The sequence below is a fragment of the Micromonospora globispora genome (genome assembly GCF_003857015.1).
Classification (GTDB): domain Bacteria; phylum Actinomycetota; class Actinomycetes; order Mycobacteriales; family Micromonosporaceae; genus Micromonospora; species Micromonospora globispora.
Map to the genome: position 1 here is coordinate 1 of NZ_QGGF01000307.1, position 17,159 is coordinate 17,159.

General features: G+C 71.5%; 17 protein-coding genes. 3 read left to right on the plus strand and 14 right to left on the minus strand.

What is annotated here, in order from left to right:
- From DKL51_RS15125 to DKL51_RS15155, 7 genes are all read right to left on the minus strand, one after another.
- Nucleotides 1-1,097 (minus strand): branched-chain amino acid ABC transporter permease (locus tag DKL51_RS15125; protein WP_109947099.1); only part of this gene is annotated, 1,097 nt, incomplete at its 3' end.
- Nucleotides 1,094-1,984 carry a branched-chain amino acid ABC transporter permease gene (locus DKL51_RS15130; protein ID WP_109947098.1) on the minus strand — a complete coding sequence of 297 codons (891 nt, stop codon included), beginning with the start codon at nt 1,982-1,984 and terminating at the stop codon, nt 1,094-1,096. The genes DKL51_RS15130 and DKL51_RS15125, both read right to left, overlap by 4 nt.
- Entirely contained in the window at nt 1,981-2,709 is a 729-nt protein-coding gene (locus tag DKL51_RS15135; protein ID WP_109947097.1) for an ABC transporter ATP-binding protein, read from the minus strand. Before DKL51_RS15135 ends, DKL51_RS15130 begins: the two co-directional genes overlap by 4 nt.
- Nucleotides 2,706-3,449, minus strand: a complete 744-nt coding sequence (locus DKL51_RS15140; RefSeq protein ID WP_109947096.1) for an ABC transporter ATP-binding protein — start codon at nt 3,447-3,449, stop codon at nt 2,706-2,708. The genes DKL51_RS15135 and DKL51_RS15140 overlap by 4 nt, the downstream gene beginning before the upstream one ends.
- Before the next feature lie 3 nt (nt 3,450-3,452).
- Nucleotides 3,453-4,661: a substrate-binding domain-containing protein gene (locus tag DKL51_RS15145; protein WP_109947095.1), complete on the minus strand. Its 1,209-nt coding sequence runs from the start codon at nt 4,659-4,661 to the stop codon at nt 3,453-3,455.
- 227 nt (nt 4,662-4,888) lie between these two features.
- Nucleotides 4,889-5,140 carry a hypothetical protein gene (locus tag DKL51_RS15150; protein ID WP_109947094.1) on the minus strand — a complete coding sequence of 84 codons (252 nt, stop codon included), beginning with the start codon at nt 5,138-5,140 and terminating at the stop codon, nt 4,889-4,891.
- Complete coding sequence (locus DKL51_RS15155; protein WP_109947093.1) at nt 5,137-5,433, minus strand: DivIVA domain-containing protein; 297 nt, start codon at nt 5,431-5,433, stop codon at nt 5,137-5,139. The genes DKL51_RS15150 and DKL51_RS15155 overlap by 4 nt, the downstream gene beginning before the upstream one ends.
- Nucleotides 5,434-5,722: 289 nt before the next feature.
- Here DKL51_RS15155 and DKL51_RS15160 point away from each other — a divergent pair, with 289 nt between their 5' ends.
- From DKL51_RS15160 to DKL51_RS15170, 3 genes are all read left to right on the plus strand, one after another.
- On the plus strand, nt 5,723-5,953 hold the full coding sequence (locus DKL51_RS15160; protein ID WP_124812180.1) for a GntR family transcriptional regulator: 231 nt from the start codon (nt 5,723-5,725) through the stop codon (nt 5,951-5,953).
- A 73-nt stretch (nt 5,954-6,026) separates the two neighbouring features.
- On the plus strand, nt 6,027-7,409 hold the full coding sequence (locus DKL51_RS15165) for a TrkH family potassium uptake protein (protein WP_423790561.1): 1,383 nt from the start codon (nt 6,027-6,029) through the stop codon (nt 7,407-7,409).
- Entirely contained in the window at nt 7,399-8,067 is a 669-nt protein-coding gene (locus DKL51_RS15170; RefSeq protein WP_109947091.1) for a potassium channel family protein, read from the plus strand. Before DKL51_RS15165 ends, DKL51_RS15170 begins: the two co-directional genes overlap by 11 nt.
- Nucleotides 8,068-8,114: 47 nt before the next feature.
- Here DKL51_RS15170 and DKL51_RS15175 read toward each other — a convergent pair whose 3' ends face one another.
- The 7 genes from DKL51_RS15175 to DKL51_RS15205 all read right to left on the minus strand — a co-directional run bounded on the left by DKL51_RS15175 (nt 8,115) and on the right by DKL51_RS15205 (nt 16,850).
- A complete protein-coding gene (locus DKL51_RS15175) occupies nt 8,115-9,710 on the minus strand; it encodes a serine/threonine-protein kinase (RefSeq protein ID WP_109964977.1) in 1,596 nt (531 codons plus the stop codon).
- A 71-nt stretch (nt 9,711-9,781) separates the two neighbouring features.
- Complete coding sequence (locus DKL51_RS15180) at nt 9,782-11,335, minus strand: fused MFS/spermidine synthase (RefSeq protein ID WP_109964978.1); 1,554 nt, start codon at nt 11,333-11,335, stop codon at nt 9,782-9,784.
- A 36-nt stretch (nt 11,336-11,371) separates the two neighbouring features.
- Nucleotides 11,372-12,400: a coiled-coil domain-containing protein gene (locus DKL51_RS15185; RefSeq protein ID WP_423790562.1), complete on the minus strand. Its 1,029-nt coding sequence runs from the start codon at nt 12,398-12,400 to the stop codon at nt 11,372-11,374.
- A 212-nt stretch (nt 12,401-12,612) separates the two neighbouring features.
- Nucleotides 12,613-13,425 (minus strand): inositol monophosphatase family protein, encoded by an 813-nt coding sequence (locus DKL51_RS15190; protein WP_109964980.1) that lies wholly within the window; start codon nt 13,423-13,425, stop codon nt 12,613-12,615.
- Nucleotides 13,418-13,870, minus strand: coding sequence for a response regulator (locus DKL51_RS15195; protein ID WP_109947086.1), 453 nt, complete (start codon nt 13,868-13,870; stop codon nt 13,418-13,420). The genes DKL51_RS15190 and DKL51_RS15195 overlap by 8 nt, the downstream gene beginning before the upstream one ends.
- Entirely contained in the window at nt 13,867-15,660 is a 1,794-nt protein-coding gene (locus tag DKL51_RS15200; protein ID WP_109964981.1) for a sensor histidine kinase, read from the minus strand. Before DKL51_RS15200 ends, DKL51_RS15195 begins: the two co-directional genes overlap by 4 nt.
- Nucleotides 15,657-16,850 carry a PP2C family protein-serine/threonine phosphatase gene (locus DKL51_RS15205; RefSeq protein WP_185734809.1) on the minus strand — a complete coding sequence of 398 codons (1,194 nt, stop codon included), beginning with the start codon at nt 16,848-16,850 and terminating at the stop codon, nt 15,657-15,659. The genes DKL51_RS15200 and DKL51_RS15205 overlap by 4 nt, the downstream gene beginning before the upstream one ends.
- Nucleotides 16,851-17,159: the final 309 nt, after the last annotated feature.

Below are 17,159 nucleotides of genomic sequence, written 5' to 3' on the forward strand. Positions count from 1 at the left end.
GTCACCAGGGGGTGGAGGCGGGTACGGAGGCTGGCCAGGCCGCCGGGGAAGAAGTAGACGGCCAGGATGAAGACGGTGCCCAGGACGAAGAGCGGCTGGGACAGCGGGTGGCTGAGCACCGCCGGCAGGTTGTTCACCGCCTCGGAGCTGCCGAACGCGGTGAGCCGGTGGTCCAGGTACATGTAGAGGATGCCGCCGAGCACCGGGCCCCACCGGGTGCCTGGCCCGCCGAGCACCACCATGACCAGCAGCGACAGGGTCAGCTCGGAGGAGGTGATGTGCGGCGACGCGCCGCCGACGATCAGGCAGTAGACCACCCCGCCCGCCGTCGCCAGGCCGCCGGCGAGGGTGAACGCGACCAGCTTGAACCGGTACGGGTCGAGCCCGAGCACGCCGATCCGCCGCTCGTCGTCACGCAGGCCGGCCAGCACCCGCCCGGTCGGCGAACTGCTCACCCGGTGCACCACGAAGACCACCAGCGCCAGGTACGCCAGCGCCAGCCAGTAGAGGTTCACCGTGTTGCCGACGCCGACCAGCACGGACGGGAGCCCGGAGACGTCCAGCGGCAGTCCCTCCTCGCCCCCGGTGAGCCCGCCGAAGTTGCGGGCCACCAGGATCGCCCCGACCTGGGCGAAGGCGAGCGTCACCATGGCGAAGGCGATCCCCACCGTGCGCAGGGCGACCGCGCCGAGCAGCGCGGCGAGGATCGTCCCGCCGACGAGGGTGAGCAGCGCGGCCTGCCAGAGCGGCAGCCCGGCCCGGGTGACCAGGATGTCGGTGCCGTACACCCCGGCGGCGAAGTAGAGGGCGTGCCCGAAGGAGAGCATCCCGGTCCGCCCGAAGAGCAGGTCGTAGCCGGCCGCCAGGCCGCCGAAGACCAGGCAGATGGCGAGCAGTTGCAGGGTGCCCGGCGAGTTCAGCGGCCCCTCGAAGATCCCCGGCAGGTTGACCGTCGAGTACGGCAGGATCGCCGCCACCACCAGCGCCACCAGCGGCAGGTACGGCCGCAGCCCGTGCCAGCGGGCGTGCCCGGGGGTCAGCTCGTCGGGCACCGCCGCGGGCGGCGCCGGCACCTCGGGACTCTTGACCTCGGTCATGCCGTTGCCACCTTTCCGGCCAGGCCCTGCGGACGCAGCAGCAGCACCACGGCGAGCAGCCCGACGACGCAGAGGTCACCCAGGCCGGAGGTGCCGTAGTAGTTGACGAACTGTTGTAGGAGCCCCACCGCGACCGCCGCGTACGCGCACCCGACCACCGAGCCCATGCCGCCGATCACCACCACGATGAACGCGAAGATGAGCAGCGAGCCGCCCTGCCCGGGCGAGACGTTGCCGAAGTAGACGGCGCCGAGCGCGCCGGCCAGCGCGGCGGCCGCCCCGCCGATCGCGAAGACCAGGGTGAACGCCTTGCGGACGTCGATGCCGAGCGCGGTCACCATCTCCCGGTTCTCCACGCCGGCCCGGATGATCAGGCCGTACCGGGTCCAGCGGAGGAAGGCGAGCAGCGCACCGAGCACCAGCACCGCGGCGACGATCAGCAGCAGCCCGGCGTTCGGCACGTTCGCGCCGAGGATCGAGGTGACGTCCCGGGTCCACGACGGACGCGGGAACGGCCGCGCGTCGGCGCCCCAGGTGGCCTGGAGCAACGCCACGCCGGCCAGCGAGAGGCCGACGGTGACCAGCACCTGCTCGATGGTGCGGGAGTAGAGCGGCCGGATCAGCACCAGCTCCACCAGCACCGCGACCAGCACCCCGGCCAGCACCCCGAAGGCGACCGCCAGCACGAAGCCGAACCCGTCGGGGCCGGCGCCGGGCAGGTTGCCGGCGGCCCACCAGGTCGCGTACGCGCCGACGCCGAGGAAGAGGCCGTGCGCGAAGTTGAGCACGTCGGCCAGGCCGAAGACCAGGGAGAGCCCGGACGCGACGAGGAAGTAGAGGGCCGCCAGGCCGAGCCCGGTCAGCGTCAGCAGGATGACGGTGTTCACGCGTGTACCTCTCCCGAGCCGACGCCGAGCAGCGACTTGGTCAGTGCGGTCTCCAGCAGCAGTTCCTGGGCGTTGCCGGTCCAGGCCACCTTGCCGGCGGAGAGCACCACCGCGTCCTTGGCGAGCCGGCGGACCACGGCCAGGTTCTGCTCGACCAGCAGCACCGGCACCGACTCCGCGACCCGTTCCAGCACCTCGGCCACCTCGGTCACCACCTTCGGCGCCAACCCCTTGGTCGGCTCGTCCACCAGCAGCAGCCGGTTGTCGTTGAGCAGCACCCGGCCGATCGCGAGCATCTGCTGCTGCCCGCCGGAGAGCGAGCCGGCCCGTTGCCGGCCGCGCCGGTCCAGCTCCGGGAAGAGGGCGTAGACCTTGTCGTACGCCGGGGTGGTGCCCCGCCGTTCGGCGAGCCGCAGGTTCTCCGCGACGGTGAGCGCCGAGAAGACGCAGCGGTCCTCGGGCACGTAGCCGAGGCCGCCGCGGACCAGCCGGTGGGTGGGGCGGGCGAGCAGGCTCTGCGCGCCCATCCGGACGGTGCCGCGGACTTCCCCGTTGCGCGGGGTCAGGCCGACGATGGCGCGCAGTGTGGTGGTCTTGCCGACCCCGTTGCGGCCGAGCAGCACGGTCACTCCGGTCGGCGCGACCGTGAAGGACACCCCTTGCAGGATGTGCAGCCCGGCGATCCGCACCGACAGGTCCTCGACCGCGAGGACGGGTTCACTCATAGCGCTTCTCCCAGGTACGCCTCCTGGACGGTGGCGTTGGCCATCACCGTCTCCGGGGTGTCGCAGGCCAGCAGGGCACCGTGGTGCATCACGGCGATCCGGTCGGCCAGCTCCAGGATCACGTCCATGTGGTGTTCCACCATCAGCACCGACCGGCCACTGTCGCCGGTCAGCGACTTGATGACGCTGACCAGCTCGGGCACGTCCTCGGCGCTGACGCCGGCCATCGGCTCGTCCAGCAGCATCACGCGGGGTTCCCCGGCGAGCAGCAGGGCGATCTCCAGCTTGCGCTTCTCGCCGTGGGCGAGGGTGCCGGCGAGCGCCGCGCCCCGGTGGTGGAGGCCCACCCGGTCGAGCGCCGCGTCGGCGGCGGCGGCCACCTCCCGGTCGGCCGCCGCCCGCCGCCACAGCTTCATCGAGCCACCCCGGTGCGCCTGTACGGCGAGTCGGACGTTCTCCCGCACCGTCAGCGAGCCGAAGACCGAGGACGCCTGGAAGGTACGCCCCAGCCCGAGCCGGGCCCGCCGGTACGGCGGGAGGGCGGTGATGTCCTCCCCGTCCAGCAGGATCCGACCGTCGGTGGGCGGACGCAGGCCGGTGATCAGGTTGAACAGCGAGGTCTTGCCGGCGCCGTTCGGCCCGATCACGCCGAGGAACTCCCCGGGTGCCAGGTCGAGGTAGACGCTGTCGACGATGGCGACCTCACCGATCCGCCAGGTCAGACCGCGGGTGGCGAGCACGGATCAGCCCTTCATCTGGGTGACCGGCGGCGCGGTCTCGTCACCGGTCAGAGTCTTCTCCGCGGTCGCCGTGAAGGCGGTGCCGCTGCCGGAGAGCTTGGCCTGGTACATCGGCTGCAGCAGCGCGTGGTCCTCGGGGCGGATGGTCATCTTGCCCTTGACCCCGTCGAAGCTCCAGCCCTCCAGCGCGGCGATCATCTTGTCGACGTCGTCGCCGCCACCCTCCTGCACGGCCCGCACGATCATCTGGGCGGCGTTGAAGCCGTCCGGGTGGAAGAGGTCGATCGTTCCGCCCGGGATCTTGGCCTTGGCGGCCTTGGTGGCCTCGTTGTCGCTGGCCCCGTCGAAGTAGTGCGCCAGGAAGGAGATCTTGCTGCCGGCCGCGCCGAAGGTCGGCCACGACGCGCGGAGGTCCAGGCCGGTCACGACCTGGGTGGACGAGAGGACGCCCTGCTGGTCGAGGGTCTGCCACATCGCCGGGGCGGTGGTGCCGGCCCAGGCGACGAAGAGCAGATCCGGCTTGGCGGCCTTGATCTGGCTGGCGAACGGGGTGAACTCGGTGGCGCTCGCCGGGGCACGGACGCTGCTGACGGTCGCGCCGGCGCCGCCGATCACCTTCTTGACGGCGGCCTCGTTGGCGTCGCCGAACGCGCCCTCCTGGGCGAAGACGACGACCTTCTTGCCGGTCGCGTCGCCGATGAACGACTTGGCGGTCACCACGTCCTGGTACGACTGCCGGCCCGACCGGAAGGTGTACTTGTTGGCGCCGGTGATGGCGTCGGTAGCGGCCGGCCCGGAGATGAAGAGCACCTTGTTCTGGGCGGCGATCGGGGCGACCTGCAGCGCCACACCGGAGGAACTCGACCCACCGATGATCTTGTAGCCCTTGCCGATCAGGTCCTTGGCGGCGGAGACCGCCTTGGCCGGGTCGCCGGCGTCATCGACCTCGGTGATCTCGATCTTCCGGTCGCCGACCTTGCCGGTGCCCTTGGTGGCGTAGTCGAGGCCGGCCTTCAACCCCTCGATGTACTGCTTTCCATAGCTGGCCAGGGGGCCCGACTGGGCGTAAACCAGACCAACCTTGACCGGTGCGGCGCCGTCGCCGCCGCCGGAGGCGGTGTCCTGCGGGCTGCCACAGGCGGTGGCGGCCACCGCCGCCGCCATCATCGTGGCGGCGGAGAGGAACACCCGCCGCGTCGTCCGGACCGTCATTGCGACTCCAGTGAGGACTCGGAGGGAGGGAACTTGTTTGTCGGCTCACGCTAGAAGTGACGTCACCCACGAGCTATGTGGCCGAAACACACAAGTGATCGAGGTGGGGTGGCCGGTCGTTACAGCACTCGTCCTCCCGCGGTAACTCCGGTGATCCCTGGTGGCCCTCCACGCCATCGACCGGCCGGCTGGTGTGTCGGGCCCCGCCATGGCCACGCTCCCAAATGTCACCGCCCGCCGGCGGCGCACTCGCCGTCGTGGTCGGCTGGCAGCGGGCAGCGCCGGCGGCCGTCGAGCAACCGGTCGCAGAAGACCCGATGCCGTACGTGCTGAGCGTCCTCCTCGGACACCGTCGTCTCCGCCCGGTCGACGTCGGCCAGGAAGTTCAGGGCTCGACAGATGGCCCGGGCGAACCGCCGCGCACCGGCCAGGTCGGTGGCGAGGACGGGAAGGTGGACGACGAAGCGTTCCCGGCTCACCGGTACGCCCCGGGCGCCAAGCGGGACTGCCAGGTCCGCAGCGCCCGCTTGATCCGCACGTTCTCCTCGCTGGTCCGGGCCAGCTCGCGGCGGGTGTCGGCCAGTTCGCCCGCGACCCGGTGCAGGAAGGCGTGCACCTCGGCCGGGTCGAGCCCACGCCGTACGTTGCGGAACTGCCGGTCGCGGATCTGCCCGGCGGTCAGCGGCCGGCAGGACTCCGAACGGTAGAGGCCGCCGTTCGGCGGACGATCCGGCCTCTTCCCGGGCCGGAACAGGTTGAGCACGTTCCTCATGACCACCTTCCTCGCGCCGCAGCTGATGGAAGGCGGCCCGGTCCACGAATAGGGGACGCGGACCGGACCGCCGGCCCCGCGATCGCAGCCCTCCTCGGCGGTACGACCCCGGAGCCCACCTGAGGTCCGAGCCCCGAGGGTTTGCCGAACCAACCGGAGCCGGACGGACAGAGGCTACACAAAATGCTTGTGTAGGTCGACCCCGCAGTGTCATGACACGACAGCTTGTTGCAGTTACTGGTGTAGGCCCGGCATGATCGGAGACGCCGAACCAACCGGAGTCCTCAGCATGCCCACAGCAGAAGCCCCATACCGCCAGATCGCCAATGACCTGACCGCGAAGATCAAGAGCGGTGAACTCAAGCCCGGGGACAAGCTGCCCTCCACCAGAGAGCTTGCCGAGGCATACAAGGTCCACATGAACATCGCCTCGCGGGCGCTTTCCCTGCTGCACGATCGCGAACTCATCACCGGCCAGCCCGGGCGCGGCACCTACGTCGCCGAGCGCCCCTCGCACTAGGCCTTTCGACGCTACGAATAGACGGTTCACCCAAGATCGGACCGGACTCGTGGACGGCGGATGAATCTCCGGGATGGCCATTTCGGCATCTTTCGGCCGACCGGAAACGGAAGATTGTCTGGTGCGCCGGTATCTTCGTCATCCCGTGCGGCTGGTGCCGTTCGGGTTCCTGGCGGTGATCCTGCTCGGCACCGGCCTGTTGATGCTGCCCTGGGCGACCAGCGAGCAGCACTACACCCCGTTCGTCACCGCGCTCTTCACGTCGACGTCGGCGGTTTCTGTCACCGGCATGGCGGTGAACGACACCCCGAACTACTGGAACGGCTTCGGCCTGGGAATGATCACCGTGCTCACCCAGGTCGGCGGTCTCGGCATCCTGAGCGTGGCGGCGCTGGTGATCCTGGTGGTCTCCCGGCAACTCGGCCTGCACAACCGGATGCTGGTGCAGGCGGAGACCGCCGAGTTCGGCATCGGCGACGTGCGATGGCTGCTGACGCGGATCGTCGCGACGGTCTTCGCCACCGAGGCGGTGATGACGGCGATCATCACCATTCGACTCTGGCTGGTCTACGACTACCCGCCCCGGTCGGCGCTCTGGTCCGCCGCCTTCCACTCCATCCAGGCGTTCAACAACGGCGGCTTCAGCCTCTACTCGGACGGCCTGATCGCCTTCTCCCGGGACCCCTGGGTGGCACTGCCACTGGGCTTCGGGGCGATCATCGGCGGGCTCGGCTTCCCGGCGCTCTTCGAGGCCGTCCGGGAGCGGCGGCACCCCGCCCGGTGGGCGGTGGCCACCAAACTCACCATCTGGGGCAGCGTGGCACTCGTGGCGCTGGGATTCATCGCCCTGCTCACCGCGGAATGGGGGAACCCCCGCACGATCGGCACGTTCGACGCCCCGGGCAAGGTGCTGGCCTCGTTCACCCAGATCGCGCTGAGTCGTACCGGTGGATTCAGCGTGGTCGACACCACCCAGTTGAGCGAGGTGAGTTATCCCCTGCTCATCGTGCTGATGTTCATCGGCGGCGGCAGCGCGAGCACCGCGGGTGGCATCAAGGTGTCCACGTTCTTCCTGCTCGCCTTCGTCATCTGGGCCGAGCTGCGCGGCGAGCCCGACGTGACCGTGGGACACCGCCGGATCGCCCGCGCCAGCATCCGCCAGGCACTGACCGTGGCGCTGCTCAGCGTCGCCCTGGTCGTCGCCGGCACGGTGGCGCTCCTGATCTTCACCACGACGGTGCCCTACTACCAGGCACTGTTCGAGGTGACCTCGGCATTCAGCACCACCGGGTTGTCGGTCGGGGTCGCACCGAACCTCCCCGAGCCGGGCCAGTACGCGTTGACCGCCCTGATGTACATCGGCCGGGTCGGACCGCTCACCCTCGGGTCGGCGATCGCCCTGAACACCCGGCGCCGGCTCTACCGCTATCCGGAGGAGCAACCCATTGTCGGCTAGGAAGAGCGACGAGAACGGCATCGTGGTGATCGGCCTCGGCAGGTTCGGCTGCCGACTGGCCGGAGCACTGACCCGGCTCGGCCACGAGGTGCTCGCCATCGACCGCGACCCCGAGAAGGTGCAGCGCTGGTCGTCGGAACTCGACCGGGTGGTGCAGGCGGACGCGACGGAGGAGGGCGTCCTCCGGCAACTCGGCGTGACCGACTTCCGCCGGGTGGTGGTCGCGATCGGCGCCTCGATCGAAGCGAGTGTGCTCACCGTGCTGGCACTGGCCGAACTCGACATCCCGCAGATCTGGGCCAGAGCCAACTCGGAGAAGCATGCGAAGATCCTCTCCTCGGTCGGCGCGAACCACGTCATCTTTCCCGAGGCGGAGATCGGCGAGCGGGTGGCGCACCTGATCGTGAGCAGGATGCTGGACTTCATGGAGTTCGGCGACGACTTCGCCATCGCCAAGGTGCCGGTGATCGACGGGATGATCGGCAAACCGCTGCGCGACCTCGCCCCTGGGGAACGGTACGGGGTGATGGTGGTGGGCGCGAAGCTGCCGGGTGAGCGCTTCCGCTACGCCGGGCCGGACACGGTGCTGACCGAGGGGAGCGTCCTCATCGTGGAGGGCAGCATCGACCAGGTGCAGCGGTTCGCCTCGATGGCCTGAGCGTCACTTCCGCTTGCCCTGGCCGCCGTGGCCCCCCTTCCCCTCGGTCACTTCCCTTTTCCCTTGCCGCCCTTCCCGGCCTTGTCCGGCTTGCTCCGACCGCCACCGGACCCTCCCGACGCGTGCGAGCCGCTGCTCTTGGCCGTGGTCTTCGTCGGCGCCTTGGTGGTCGGGGCGGTGGTCGGCGCCGAGCCCGCGACCCCGGAGACCTGCGCCCCGCAGGTCTGGTCGCCCATCCTGAACTCCATCGGCAGCGGGTTGCCTCCGGTATAGCGGCCGATCAGGGCCACCTTCTTCGAGGCGCCCGGCGCCAGCGCAGTGTCCGTGTCCGGCGGTCGGAACAGCACCTTCCGCCCCTGCTGCTGCACCGCCGGCTGCGCCTTCGTCACCGTCTGCTGGCCCGGGAACGTGAAGCTCATCGTCCAGTCGCGCAACTCCCGGCCGCCGACGTTCTTGAGCGTCAGCTCGGCGGCGAAGTCCCGGCCCGAGTCCCGGCGCAGCACGTAGTCGACCTCGCACGGGGCCGGCTGCTGCATGCCCATCCGGGCCTCGGTGGGCTCGGTCCCGCTGGCCGGGCTCCGCGAGGTCACCCCCCACAGGGTCGCGGTCACCGCGACCAGACCGGCGGCGGCCACGCCCGCCTCGACCTTGCGCCGCCGGCTCACCGCCCGGCGGGTGCGGGTGCGCATGCTGGAGAAGGGCAGCGCGTCCGTGTCCGTGGACCAGGGCAGGATGGTGGTGCCCGCGTTCTCCACCAGCGCCGGGTCGAACTGCCCGATTGCCGGGGAGACCGGCACGATCGCCGAGATCCCCGCCGCGTCGGCGAGCGTCCGGGCCACCTCGGCCGTCGGCGGGCGGTCCTCGGGTCGCTTCGCCAGGCAGCGCCGGATCAGTTCGGAGACCTCGGCGGGCAGCCCCACGACCTCCGGCATCGGGTCCGGGTCGTTGTACATGTGCGCGCGGAGCATCTCGGTGGTGGTGCTCGCCCGCCAGGGCAGCCGGCCGGTGAGCATCTTGTAGAGCAGCAGGCCGACCGCGTAGACATCGGTGGCCGGGGAGACCTGGCCGTTGTCCAACCGCTCCGGGGCGAGGTAGGCGGGGGTGCCGAGCAGCGCGCCGTCCGGGCCCTTCTCGCTCTCCCCCACCAGGGCCGAGATGCCGAAGTCGACGACCTTCACGCCGGTCGGGGTGAGCATGACGTTGCCCGGGGTCACGTCCCGGTGCACCACACCCCGCGCGTGCGCGGCGGCCAGCGCCGAGGCGACCTCAGCGCCGATCGTCACCGCCTCCCGCCAGGGCAGCTGCCCGCCGCGGCCGAGCCGGCTGCTCAGCGGGCCACCGTCGACCAGCTCCATGACGACGTACGGCACGGTCAGCCCGACCTGCTCGGACTCGCCATAGTCGTAGACGTTGGTGATGTTGGGGTGGCAGAGCCGCGCAGCGGCCTGCGCCTCGATCCGGATCCGATGCCGGAACGCCTTGTCGCTCGCGAGTCGAGAGGCGAGCACCTTGACCGCCACCTGGCGGCCGAGCACCTCGTCGTAACCGCGCCACACCACCGACATGCCGCCCGCGCCGAGTTGCTCGATCAGCCGGTACCGGTCACCCAGCAGCTGCGCGCCGCTCCTGATCGCTCCGCCCATGGTCGGTGTTGTTGCCCGAGGTCGTCCCGGCTACACCTGATGAGTCGGAATCGGTCAGGAAAGTCACCCGTTCAGGCGGTCGCGAGGAGTTGGTCCACCGGGGCGTAATCGTCGGTCAGCACCAGCGCGTCCCCGACGTACGTCGCCAGCTCGGCTCCGGCGAGCAGCCGGGCCTCCTCCGGCAGGGTGCCCAGTCCGGCCAGGATGGCGGGCAGCGGCAGTGGCGCATCCGAGCCGACGATGAGGAAGTTGGATCCCTGCCGTCCGGCGATCGCGGCGGGCGGGGCGATCAGCGCGACGTGCCGGAACTCGGCGGCGACGGTGGCCAGCTCGGCCCGGATGAACCGGCCCGGCGGGTAGTCGATGACGTTCTGCACGTAGACGCCGCCCGGCCGGAGCACCCGGCGGATCTCGGCGGCCATCTCCCGGGTCGCCAGGTGCCAGGGCACCACCAGGTGACCGAAGGCATCGCCGACGATCAGATCCCGGCTGTCGGTCGGCTCGCCGCCGATCAGCACCCGGGCGTCCCCGACCACGGCACGCAACTCCGGGCCGGTACGCACGCCCAGCTCGCGCCGGTCCAGGTCGACCAGACCACCGTCGATCTCGAACACCAGGTTGGCGGTACCCGGCCGGGTGGCGGTCAGGTAGCGCGGCATGGTGAAGCCGCCCCCGCCGAGGTGCAGGGCGTCCAGCCGCTGCCCCTTTGGCGCGGCCACGTCGGCCACCAGGCCGATCCACTGCGTGTACGCGTACTTCAGGTGCGTCGGGTCGGCCAGGTCGACGTACGAGTGCGGGGCCGAGTTGAGGTAGAGGGTCCTCCCCTGCGCCCACTGCGGGTCCACCTCGACCCGCGCGCAGTGGTACGCGGTCTCCACGTCGCACGGGTTCGGGGCGACCGCGGAGAGCCCCGCGCCGGCCAGGCCGAGCACGGCCAGCGCGGCCTTCGTCCGGGCCGGGCCGGGCAGCCCGGTCCCCGCCCGCCGGCGCAGGTACGCCCCGAGCCCCAGCCCGGTGAGCCCGAGCAGCACCGCCAACCCGATCACGATCACCGTGCTGGGCAGCGCCGCCACCAGCACGAACCCGGTAACCAGGGTGGCGGTGATCCCGCCCAGGGTGCCGATGCCGGAGAGCCGCCCGACCACCTGCCCGGTGCGCCGCAGATCGGCGAGCTGAAGCTTCACCACCAGCGGCGTGACCGCGGCCAGCAGCCCCGCCGGCACCAGCACCGCCAGTGCGGTGAGCAGCAGGACCGCGCTCGCCGCACCACCGCGCAGCGCCTCACCGGCGTACCGGACGACGGGGAGGGTGACCGCGGTGGCGATGCCGGCCAGCACCAGGGCCGGGGCCAGCAGGGTGCGCGGATCCCGGCGGTCCGCCAGCCAACCGCCCATCCACGCCCCGTACGCGATGGCGGCCAGCGCCATGCCGATGACCGAGCTGGTCACCTGGAGGGTCACCCCGACGTACGGGCCGACCAGGCGGAGCGACACGGTCTCCAGGACCAGCACCGCCCCGCTGGAGAGGAACACCAGGAACGCGGCGAGCCCGTTGGGCAGCGCCCGGGGCGGAGCCGCTCCGCTCGGCGTCGACTCCACCACCACGTCGGACGATGAACTGCTCACCGTGGCGATGCTACGCAGCGTTCCCGGCGGCCTTGGTCAGTACATCGAGATATGAACATGGTTTGTGTGGTCGGCGGCGGGACTGCCGCCACCGCTGTACGCCCGCCAGCCGGTGTTCGGCAGCCAGATCTGCCGGTACCAGATCACGTACATGATGCCGAGGCGGCTCGCGTTGTTCTTGGCCCAGCTGGCCAGGCTGTCCCCGTACGCCTTGTCCCCGCCGGTCGCCGAGACGTCCTCGAATCCGTTCGTGGCCGCGGAGAAGTCGCAGGCCCGGCCCTTGGGGTGCTCGCCGTCGCCGCCGCTGCGGTAGCAGGAGACGTAGCGCTTGTAGCCGGCGGCCTGGGCCTGCTGGAGCATGTGCAGGGTGCGGGGCGTGATGCAGCCGGAGGTGGTCGGGTCGTTCACCGAGCAGGACTCCGACGGCCAGGAGCCGTCCGGGTTGCGGGGCGCCGGCTTGGCGGAGGAGGAGCCGCCGCTGAAGCCGCCGCTGGCCCCCGAACTGACCTTGGCCAGCGCGATCTCCGCGTCCCGCTTCTTCTTGGCCAGCACCAGGAGCTGCTTCTGCTGCTCGCGCACCTCGGCGTCGATCGCCGCCTTGGCCTCGGCCGCCGCGGCCTTGGCCTCGGCCAGGTCGCGCAGCCGCTTGCTGTCCCGCTGGGCCATCACGTCCAGCTCCGCGGCGCGCTTGAGGAACGAGCCGGGGTCGGAGCTGGCGAGCAGCATCGTCACCGGGGTCAGCCGACCCACCCGGTACGACTGCGCGGCGACCTGACCGACCTGGGAGTTCAGCCCGGCGAGCCGGAGTTCGAGCTGCTTGAGCTGGCCGGTCAGGGCCACCTGCCGGCGCTTGGAGTTCTCCAGCCGGGCCTTCGCCTGGATGTGACCCTTGGCGGCCGCCTCCAGGGCCTGCCGGAGCTGCTTGGTCCCGCCCTCGTTCGGTGCGGTCGGGTTCGGCGCGGCGGCGGCCGGACCGGCCGGGACGAGGCCGGCGCCGAGCAGCAGGGTCGCCGCGGCGAGCAGGGCGAGCAACGACCGGCGGGCGCGCCGCCGGATGAGCCTGATCCTGGGCACGAAAGCGTCCTTCCGTCAACCGCCGGCCCCCGTGACGACCGGGTGCGGCGGCGGCTCCACCGGCGCCGGACGGCGGCCTGCTGGCGGAGACCGCCGGTCACGATACCGGACCGCGGACGTCGCGCCAGGCCCCCGACCTCGGGAGACGTCGATTGTCGACGGAGCGTGGCGGGACCGTCGCCGGGCCGTCACGGCGGCGGGGCTCAGCCCTCGAGCAGGGCCTCCCGGACCTCGGCCCAGATCTCCTCGCTCGTCGCCACCAGCAGGCCCCGGCCCTCGTCGGCCGGGTGGTAGTCGCTCCCGTCGAAGCGGCGGGCCACCCCGCCGGCCCCCCGGACCAGCAGCGTGCCCGGGGCGTGGTCCCAGGGCAGGGTCCGCCAGAAGAGGACGAACTGCTGCGCGCCGGTGAGCATGTCCAGGTACTCCCGGCCGGCGCAGTGCTGGCCGGGGAGCAGTTCCCCGATCCGCTCGCCGCCCGCCTCGACCGTCCGGCGGGCCTCCGGCGGCAGGAACCGGGTCATCGCCGTGCCGCGCAGCGACCCCACCTCCACCACCGCACCGGCCGTCCGCACCGGCGTCCCGTCCAGGTACGTCCCCTCGCCGAGCCGGGTGGTGGCGAGGTCTCCGGCCAGCGGGTCGAACACCCAGGAGGCGACCGGCTCACCGTCGGTCAGCAGCGCCACCATCAGGGCGAACGGGCGCCGCCCGGCGGCGAAGTTGGAGGTGCCGTCGACCGGGTCGACCAGCCAGACGTCGCCGGCGCCGCGGAGGTGCCGCAGCAACTCCGGGTCCTCGGCGACCGCCTCCTCGCCGACCACGACCGAGCCGGGGCGAAGTCGCCGCAGCCCTTCGGAGATCAGCTCCTCGGCCTCCCGATCGGCGACGGTGACCACCTCACCGGGCGCCTTCTCGGAGATGTCCGCGTCGTCGAGCCGCCGGAACATCGGCACCACGACCTCCGCCGCGGCCTCCCGCAGCAGGCCGGCGACGTCGTCCAGCAGGGTGTCGTCAGCCACGCGGCGGCAGCTTGACCACGCTGACGAAGAACTCGTCGATCTGGCGGACCACCGAGATGAAGCGCTCGAAGTCCACCGGCTTGGTCACGTAGGCGTTGGCGTGCAACTGGTAGCTGCGCAGGATGTCCTCGTCGGCCTGCGACGTGGTGAGCACCACGACCGGGATCCGGCAGAGCTGCTCGTCCTTCTTGATCTCCTCCAGCACCTCGCGGCCGTCCCGCTTGGGCAGGTTGAGGTCGAGCAGCACCAGGTCCGGCGTCACCGCGTCCGCGTACTGGCCCTCGCGACGCAGGTAGGCCAGGGCCTCCGCACCGTCCGAGACGACCGTCAGGCGGTTGCGGAGCTTGTGCTCCTCGAACGCCTCCTGGGTCATCAGCACGTCGCCCGGGTCGTCCTCGACCAGCAGGACCTCGATCGGGCTCTTGCCGTCTGCCGGCGCGGTCATCCCACCGTCTCCTTCATCCCACCCGTTGTACCGGGCCCGATCGCCCTGTCGGGCGTGTTGCTGTATGCCGGCGCCTCCGGCTGCTCGCCGATCGGCGCGCCCTCGGCCGTGCCGTCGGCACCGTCCCCGGTCGCCACCGCGTCCCCGGTCGACTCCTCGCCGGTCACCGCGTCGGCATCGACGAGGTCCTCGACGGCCGGGTCGTCGGCGGCTGCCGCCTCCGCGGCCCGCGCGGCCTCGATGTCCTCGGGGAGCGCGGGGAGGGTGAACCGGATGGTGGTGCCCTCGCCGCCGGAGGTGTCCACCCACACCCGGCCGCCGTGGTACTCGACGATCTTCTTGACGATCGCCAGGCCAATGCCGGTGCCCGGGTACGCGTCCTTGGAGTGCAGCCGCTGGAAGATCACGAAGATCTTGTCGGCGAACTCCGGCTCGATCCCGATGCCGTTGTCCCGGCAGCTGATCTCCCACTCGTCGTCGACCAGCCGGGCCGAGACGTGCACCCGGGGCGGCACGTCCGGGCGGCGGAACTTGATCGAGTTGCTGACCAGGTTGGCCAAAAGGTTGGTCAGCAGCGGCTCCTCGCCGCGGATCACCGGCAGCCGATCCCAGATCAGCTCCGCGTCGGCGTACTGCCGGGCGGCCTCGGTCTGGCCGGCCACGTCGCCCATCACCTTGTTGAGGTCGACCTCGGTGAAGCCGGTGGTCAGGCGACCGATCCGGGAGAACGCCAGCAGGTCGTTGATCAGACGCTGCATCCGCTGCGCGCCGTCGACCGCGAACGCGATGTACTGGTCGGCGCGTTCGTCGAGCTGGCCCGCGTACCGCCGCTGCAGCAGCTGGCAGAAGCTGGCCACCTTGCGCAGCGGCTCCTGCAGGTCGTGGGAGGCGACGTAGGCGAACTGCTCCAGGTCACGGTTGGAGCGGGTCAGCTCCTCGGCCTGCTTCTGGAGCTGGCTGTTGACCCACTCGATGCGCTCCCGGGCCTCGCGTACCTCGGCCAGTTCCCGGGCGATCTTCTGCCGCATGCCGTCGATGTCGTCGGCGAGCTGGCGGAACTCCGGCGGCCCCGAGCCTTCGATGTGGTGCTGGTAGTCACCGTCGGCGACCTCCCGCACCTGGTGCACCAGGCCGGCCAGCGGCCGGATCAGGATCCGGTCCAGCGAGAGCAGCAGCACCGCGCCGGCCACCGCCACCACGAGGGCGGCGATGATCAGGAGAACGACCAGCAGGTTGCCGGTCTGGTTGACCTTCTCGGCGGTCTGCTGCCGGACGGTGAGGATCTCGGCCTGGAGGTGGTCCACGGCGGCGCGGATGCCGTTGAACTGCTGACGGGTCTGGTCGGTGATCAGCGCCTGCCCGGCCGCCGTACCGCTGCGCTCGGTCGCGGAGATCACCGGCTCGGCGACGGTGCTGCGCCACTGCGCCGCCTGCTGCTCGACCACCCGCAGCTCACGGAGGACGTCCGGGTAGCCGGCGGCCAGCTTCTCCATCGAGGCGGCGGTGTCGCGCTCCCGCTGCAGGCCGGTGTCGTACGGGGCCAGGTCCCGGCGGTCGCCGCTCACCGCGAAGCCGCGCACCGCGGTCTCCTGATCGAGCAGGGCGCTGAGCAGCTCCTGCGCCTGAACGCGGAGCGGGCCGGTCTTGATCAGGACGGCGTCGATGTTCTGCCGGTTCTTCGCCGCCACCGCGGCCTCGGCGCCCGCCAGCGCGAGCAGCAGCACCACGACCACCGTGAGCAGCGCGAGGACCCGCCGGCGCAGCGTCCAGCCCTGCTGGTACGCCTTCACCGGCCACCCCCACGGGTGACCAGCAGCATGGCGACGTCGTCGGCGAGCGGGCCGCCGTTGATCTGCTCGGCGCGGCCGACCAGCCAGGCCGGCAGCTCGGCCAGCGGCACCGCCTGGTTGGCCGGGTCGGCGAGCAGCTCGGTGAGACCCGGCACGTCGAGCCGGTCGTCACCGTTGCCCACCCGGCCCTCGATGAGGCCGTCGGTGTACATCAGCAGAGACCAGTCATCAGTGTCGAACTCCAGATCGAAGGCAACGGGCCGGCGCGGCCGTACGCCGAGCAGCAGGCCGCCCTTGGCCGGTACCGGCGCGACCCTGCCCCGGCTGAGCAGCAACGGCGGCGGGTGACCGGCGAGCCGTACGGTGGCCCGGTTGGCGGCCAGGTGGAGGCGGGCGGTGGCCACCGTGGCGAAGATCTCCTGGAGCCGGCGCTCACTCATCAGCACCTGTTCCAGCGCCGGCAGCACCTCCTCGTCCGGGACCCCGGCCAGGATCAGCGCCCGCCAGGCCACCCGCAGCTCGACGCCGAGGGCGGCCTCGTCCACCCCGTGGCCGCAGACGTCGCCGACGATCAGGTCGATCCGGTCCGGCCGGGTCTGCACCACGTCGTAGAAGTCGCCGCCGATCAGCGCCGCGTGCCGGCCCGGCCGGTAGAACGTGTGCACCGACACCTGGTCGGTGGTCATCAGCGGCTGGGGCAGCAGACCGCGCTCCAGGCGGGCGGACTCGGCCTGGCGCAGTTCGACCTCGCGCAGCCGCCGGGCGTTCTCGTCGGCCCGCTTGCGCTCGACCGCGTAGCGCAGCGCCCGGGTCAGCAGTACGCCGTCGACCTGCCCCTTGACCAGGTAGTCCTGGGCGCCCTCGGCGACCGCCACGATGCCCAGGTGCTCGTCGGAGCGGCCGGTCAGCACGCAGACCGCCGCCCCGCTGGACATCTCCAGCACCTGACGCAGCCCGTCCAGCCCCTGCGCGTCGGGCAGGCCGAGGTCGAGCAGGACGCAGTCGACCCCCATGACCCGCTGCCGGGCCTCGCTGAGACTGGTGGCGACCAGCAGGTCGATCATCGAGTTGGTCTCGGCGAGCAGTTCGCCGACCAGGAAGGCGTCGCCCTCGTCGTCCTCGACCAGCAGGACCCGCAGCCGCTCGCCGGGCGGCAGGTTGGCGCCGCTGCGCGGAAGCGACCGGGGCACGACGGAGGAACCGGTCAGACCGGCCCCCCGGTGCGGCCGGGTCACCGCCGCGAGACGCGGGAGATCGCTGGTGATGTCGGGCTCCTTCCGAGTGCCCTGCTGATCCTGTATTAGACAACGGTCGCACACAACACGACGGAGTCGCCGCGGCCGGGGTGAGCGGGCCCACCGGTACGTGAGCGGCAGAGCGGACGGCCGATGTTACGCCGCAACCCGTCCCCGGGCACCGGACGCACCGGCCGATCGGGCCGTTCTCGCCGGCACGGGAGTGCCTCTCGGGACCCGGTGGGTGCAGGATGATCCCACCCC

Bases quoted from the DNA above. Each gene is read 5' to 3' on its own strand.
- DKL51_RS15135 (WP_109947097.1), bottom strand. From the start codon at position 2,709: ATGAGTGAACCCGTCCTCGCGGTCGAGGACCTGTCGGTGCGGATCGCC.
- DKL51_RS15145 (WP_109947095.1), bottom strand. From the start codon at position 4,661: ATGACGGTCCGGACGACGCGGCGGGTGTTCCTCTCCGCCGCCACGATG.
- DKL51_RS15155 (WP_109947093.1), bottom strand. From the start codon at position 5,433: ATGAGGAACGTGCTCAACCTGTTCCGGCCCGGGAAGAGGCCGGATCGT.
- DKL51_RS15160 (WP_124812180.1), top strand. From the start codon at position 5,723: ATGCCCACAGCAGAAGCCCCATACCGCCAGATCGCCAATGACCTGACC.
- DKL51_RS15165 (WP_423790561.1), top strand. From the start codon at position 6,027: ATGGCCATTTCGGCATCTTTCGGCCGACCGGAAACGGAAGATTGTCTG.
- DKL51_RS15175 (WP_109964977.1), bottom strand. From the start codon at position 9,710: ATGGGCGGAGCGATCAGGAGCGGCGCGCAGCTGCTGGGTGACCGGTAC.
- DKL51_RS15195 (WP_109947086.1), bottom strand. From the start codon at position 13,870: ATGACCGCGCCGGCAGACGGCAAGAGCCCGATCGAGGTCCTGCTGGTC.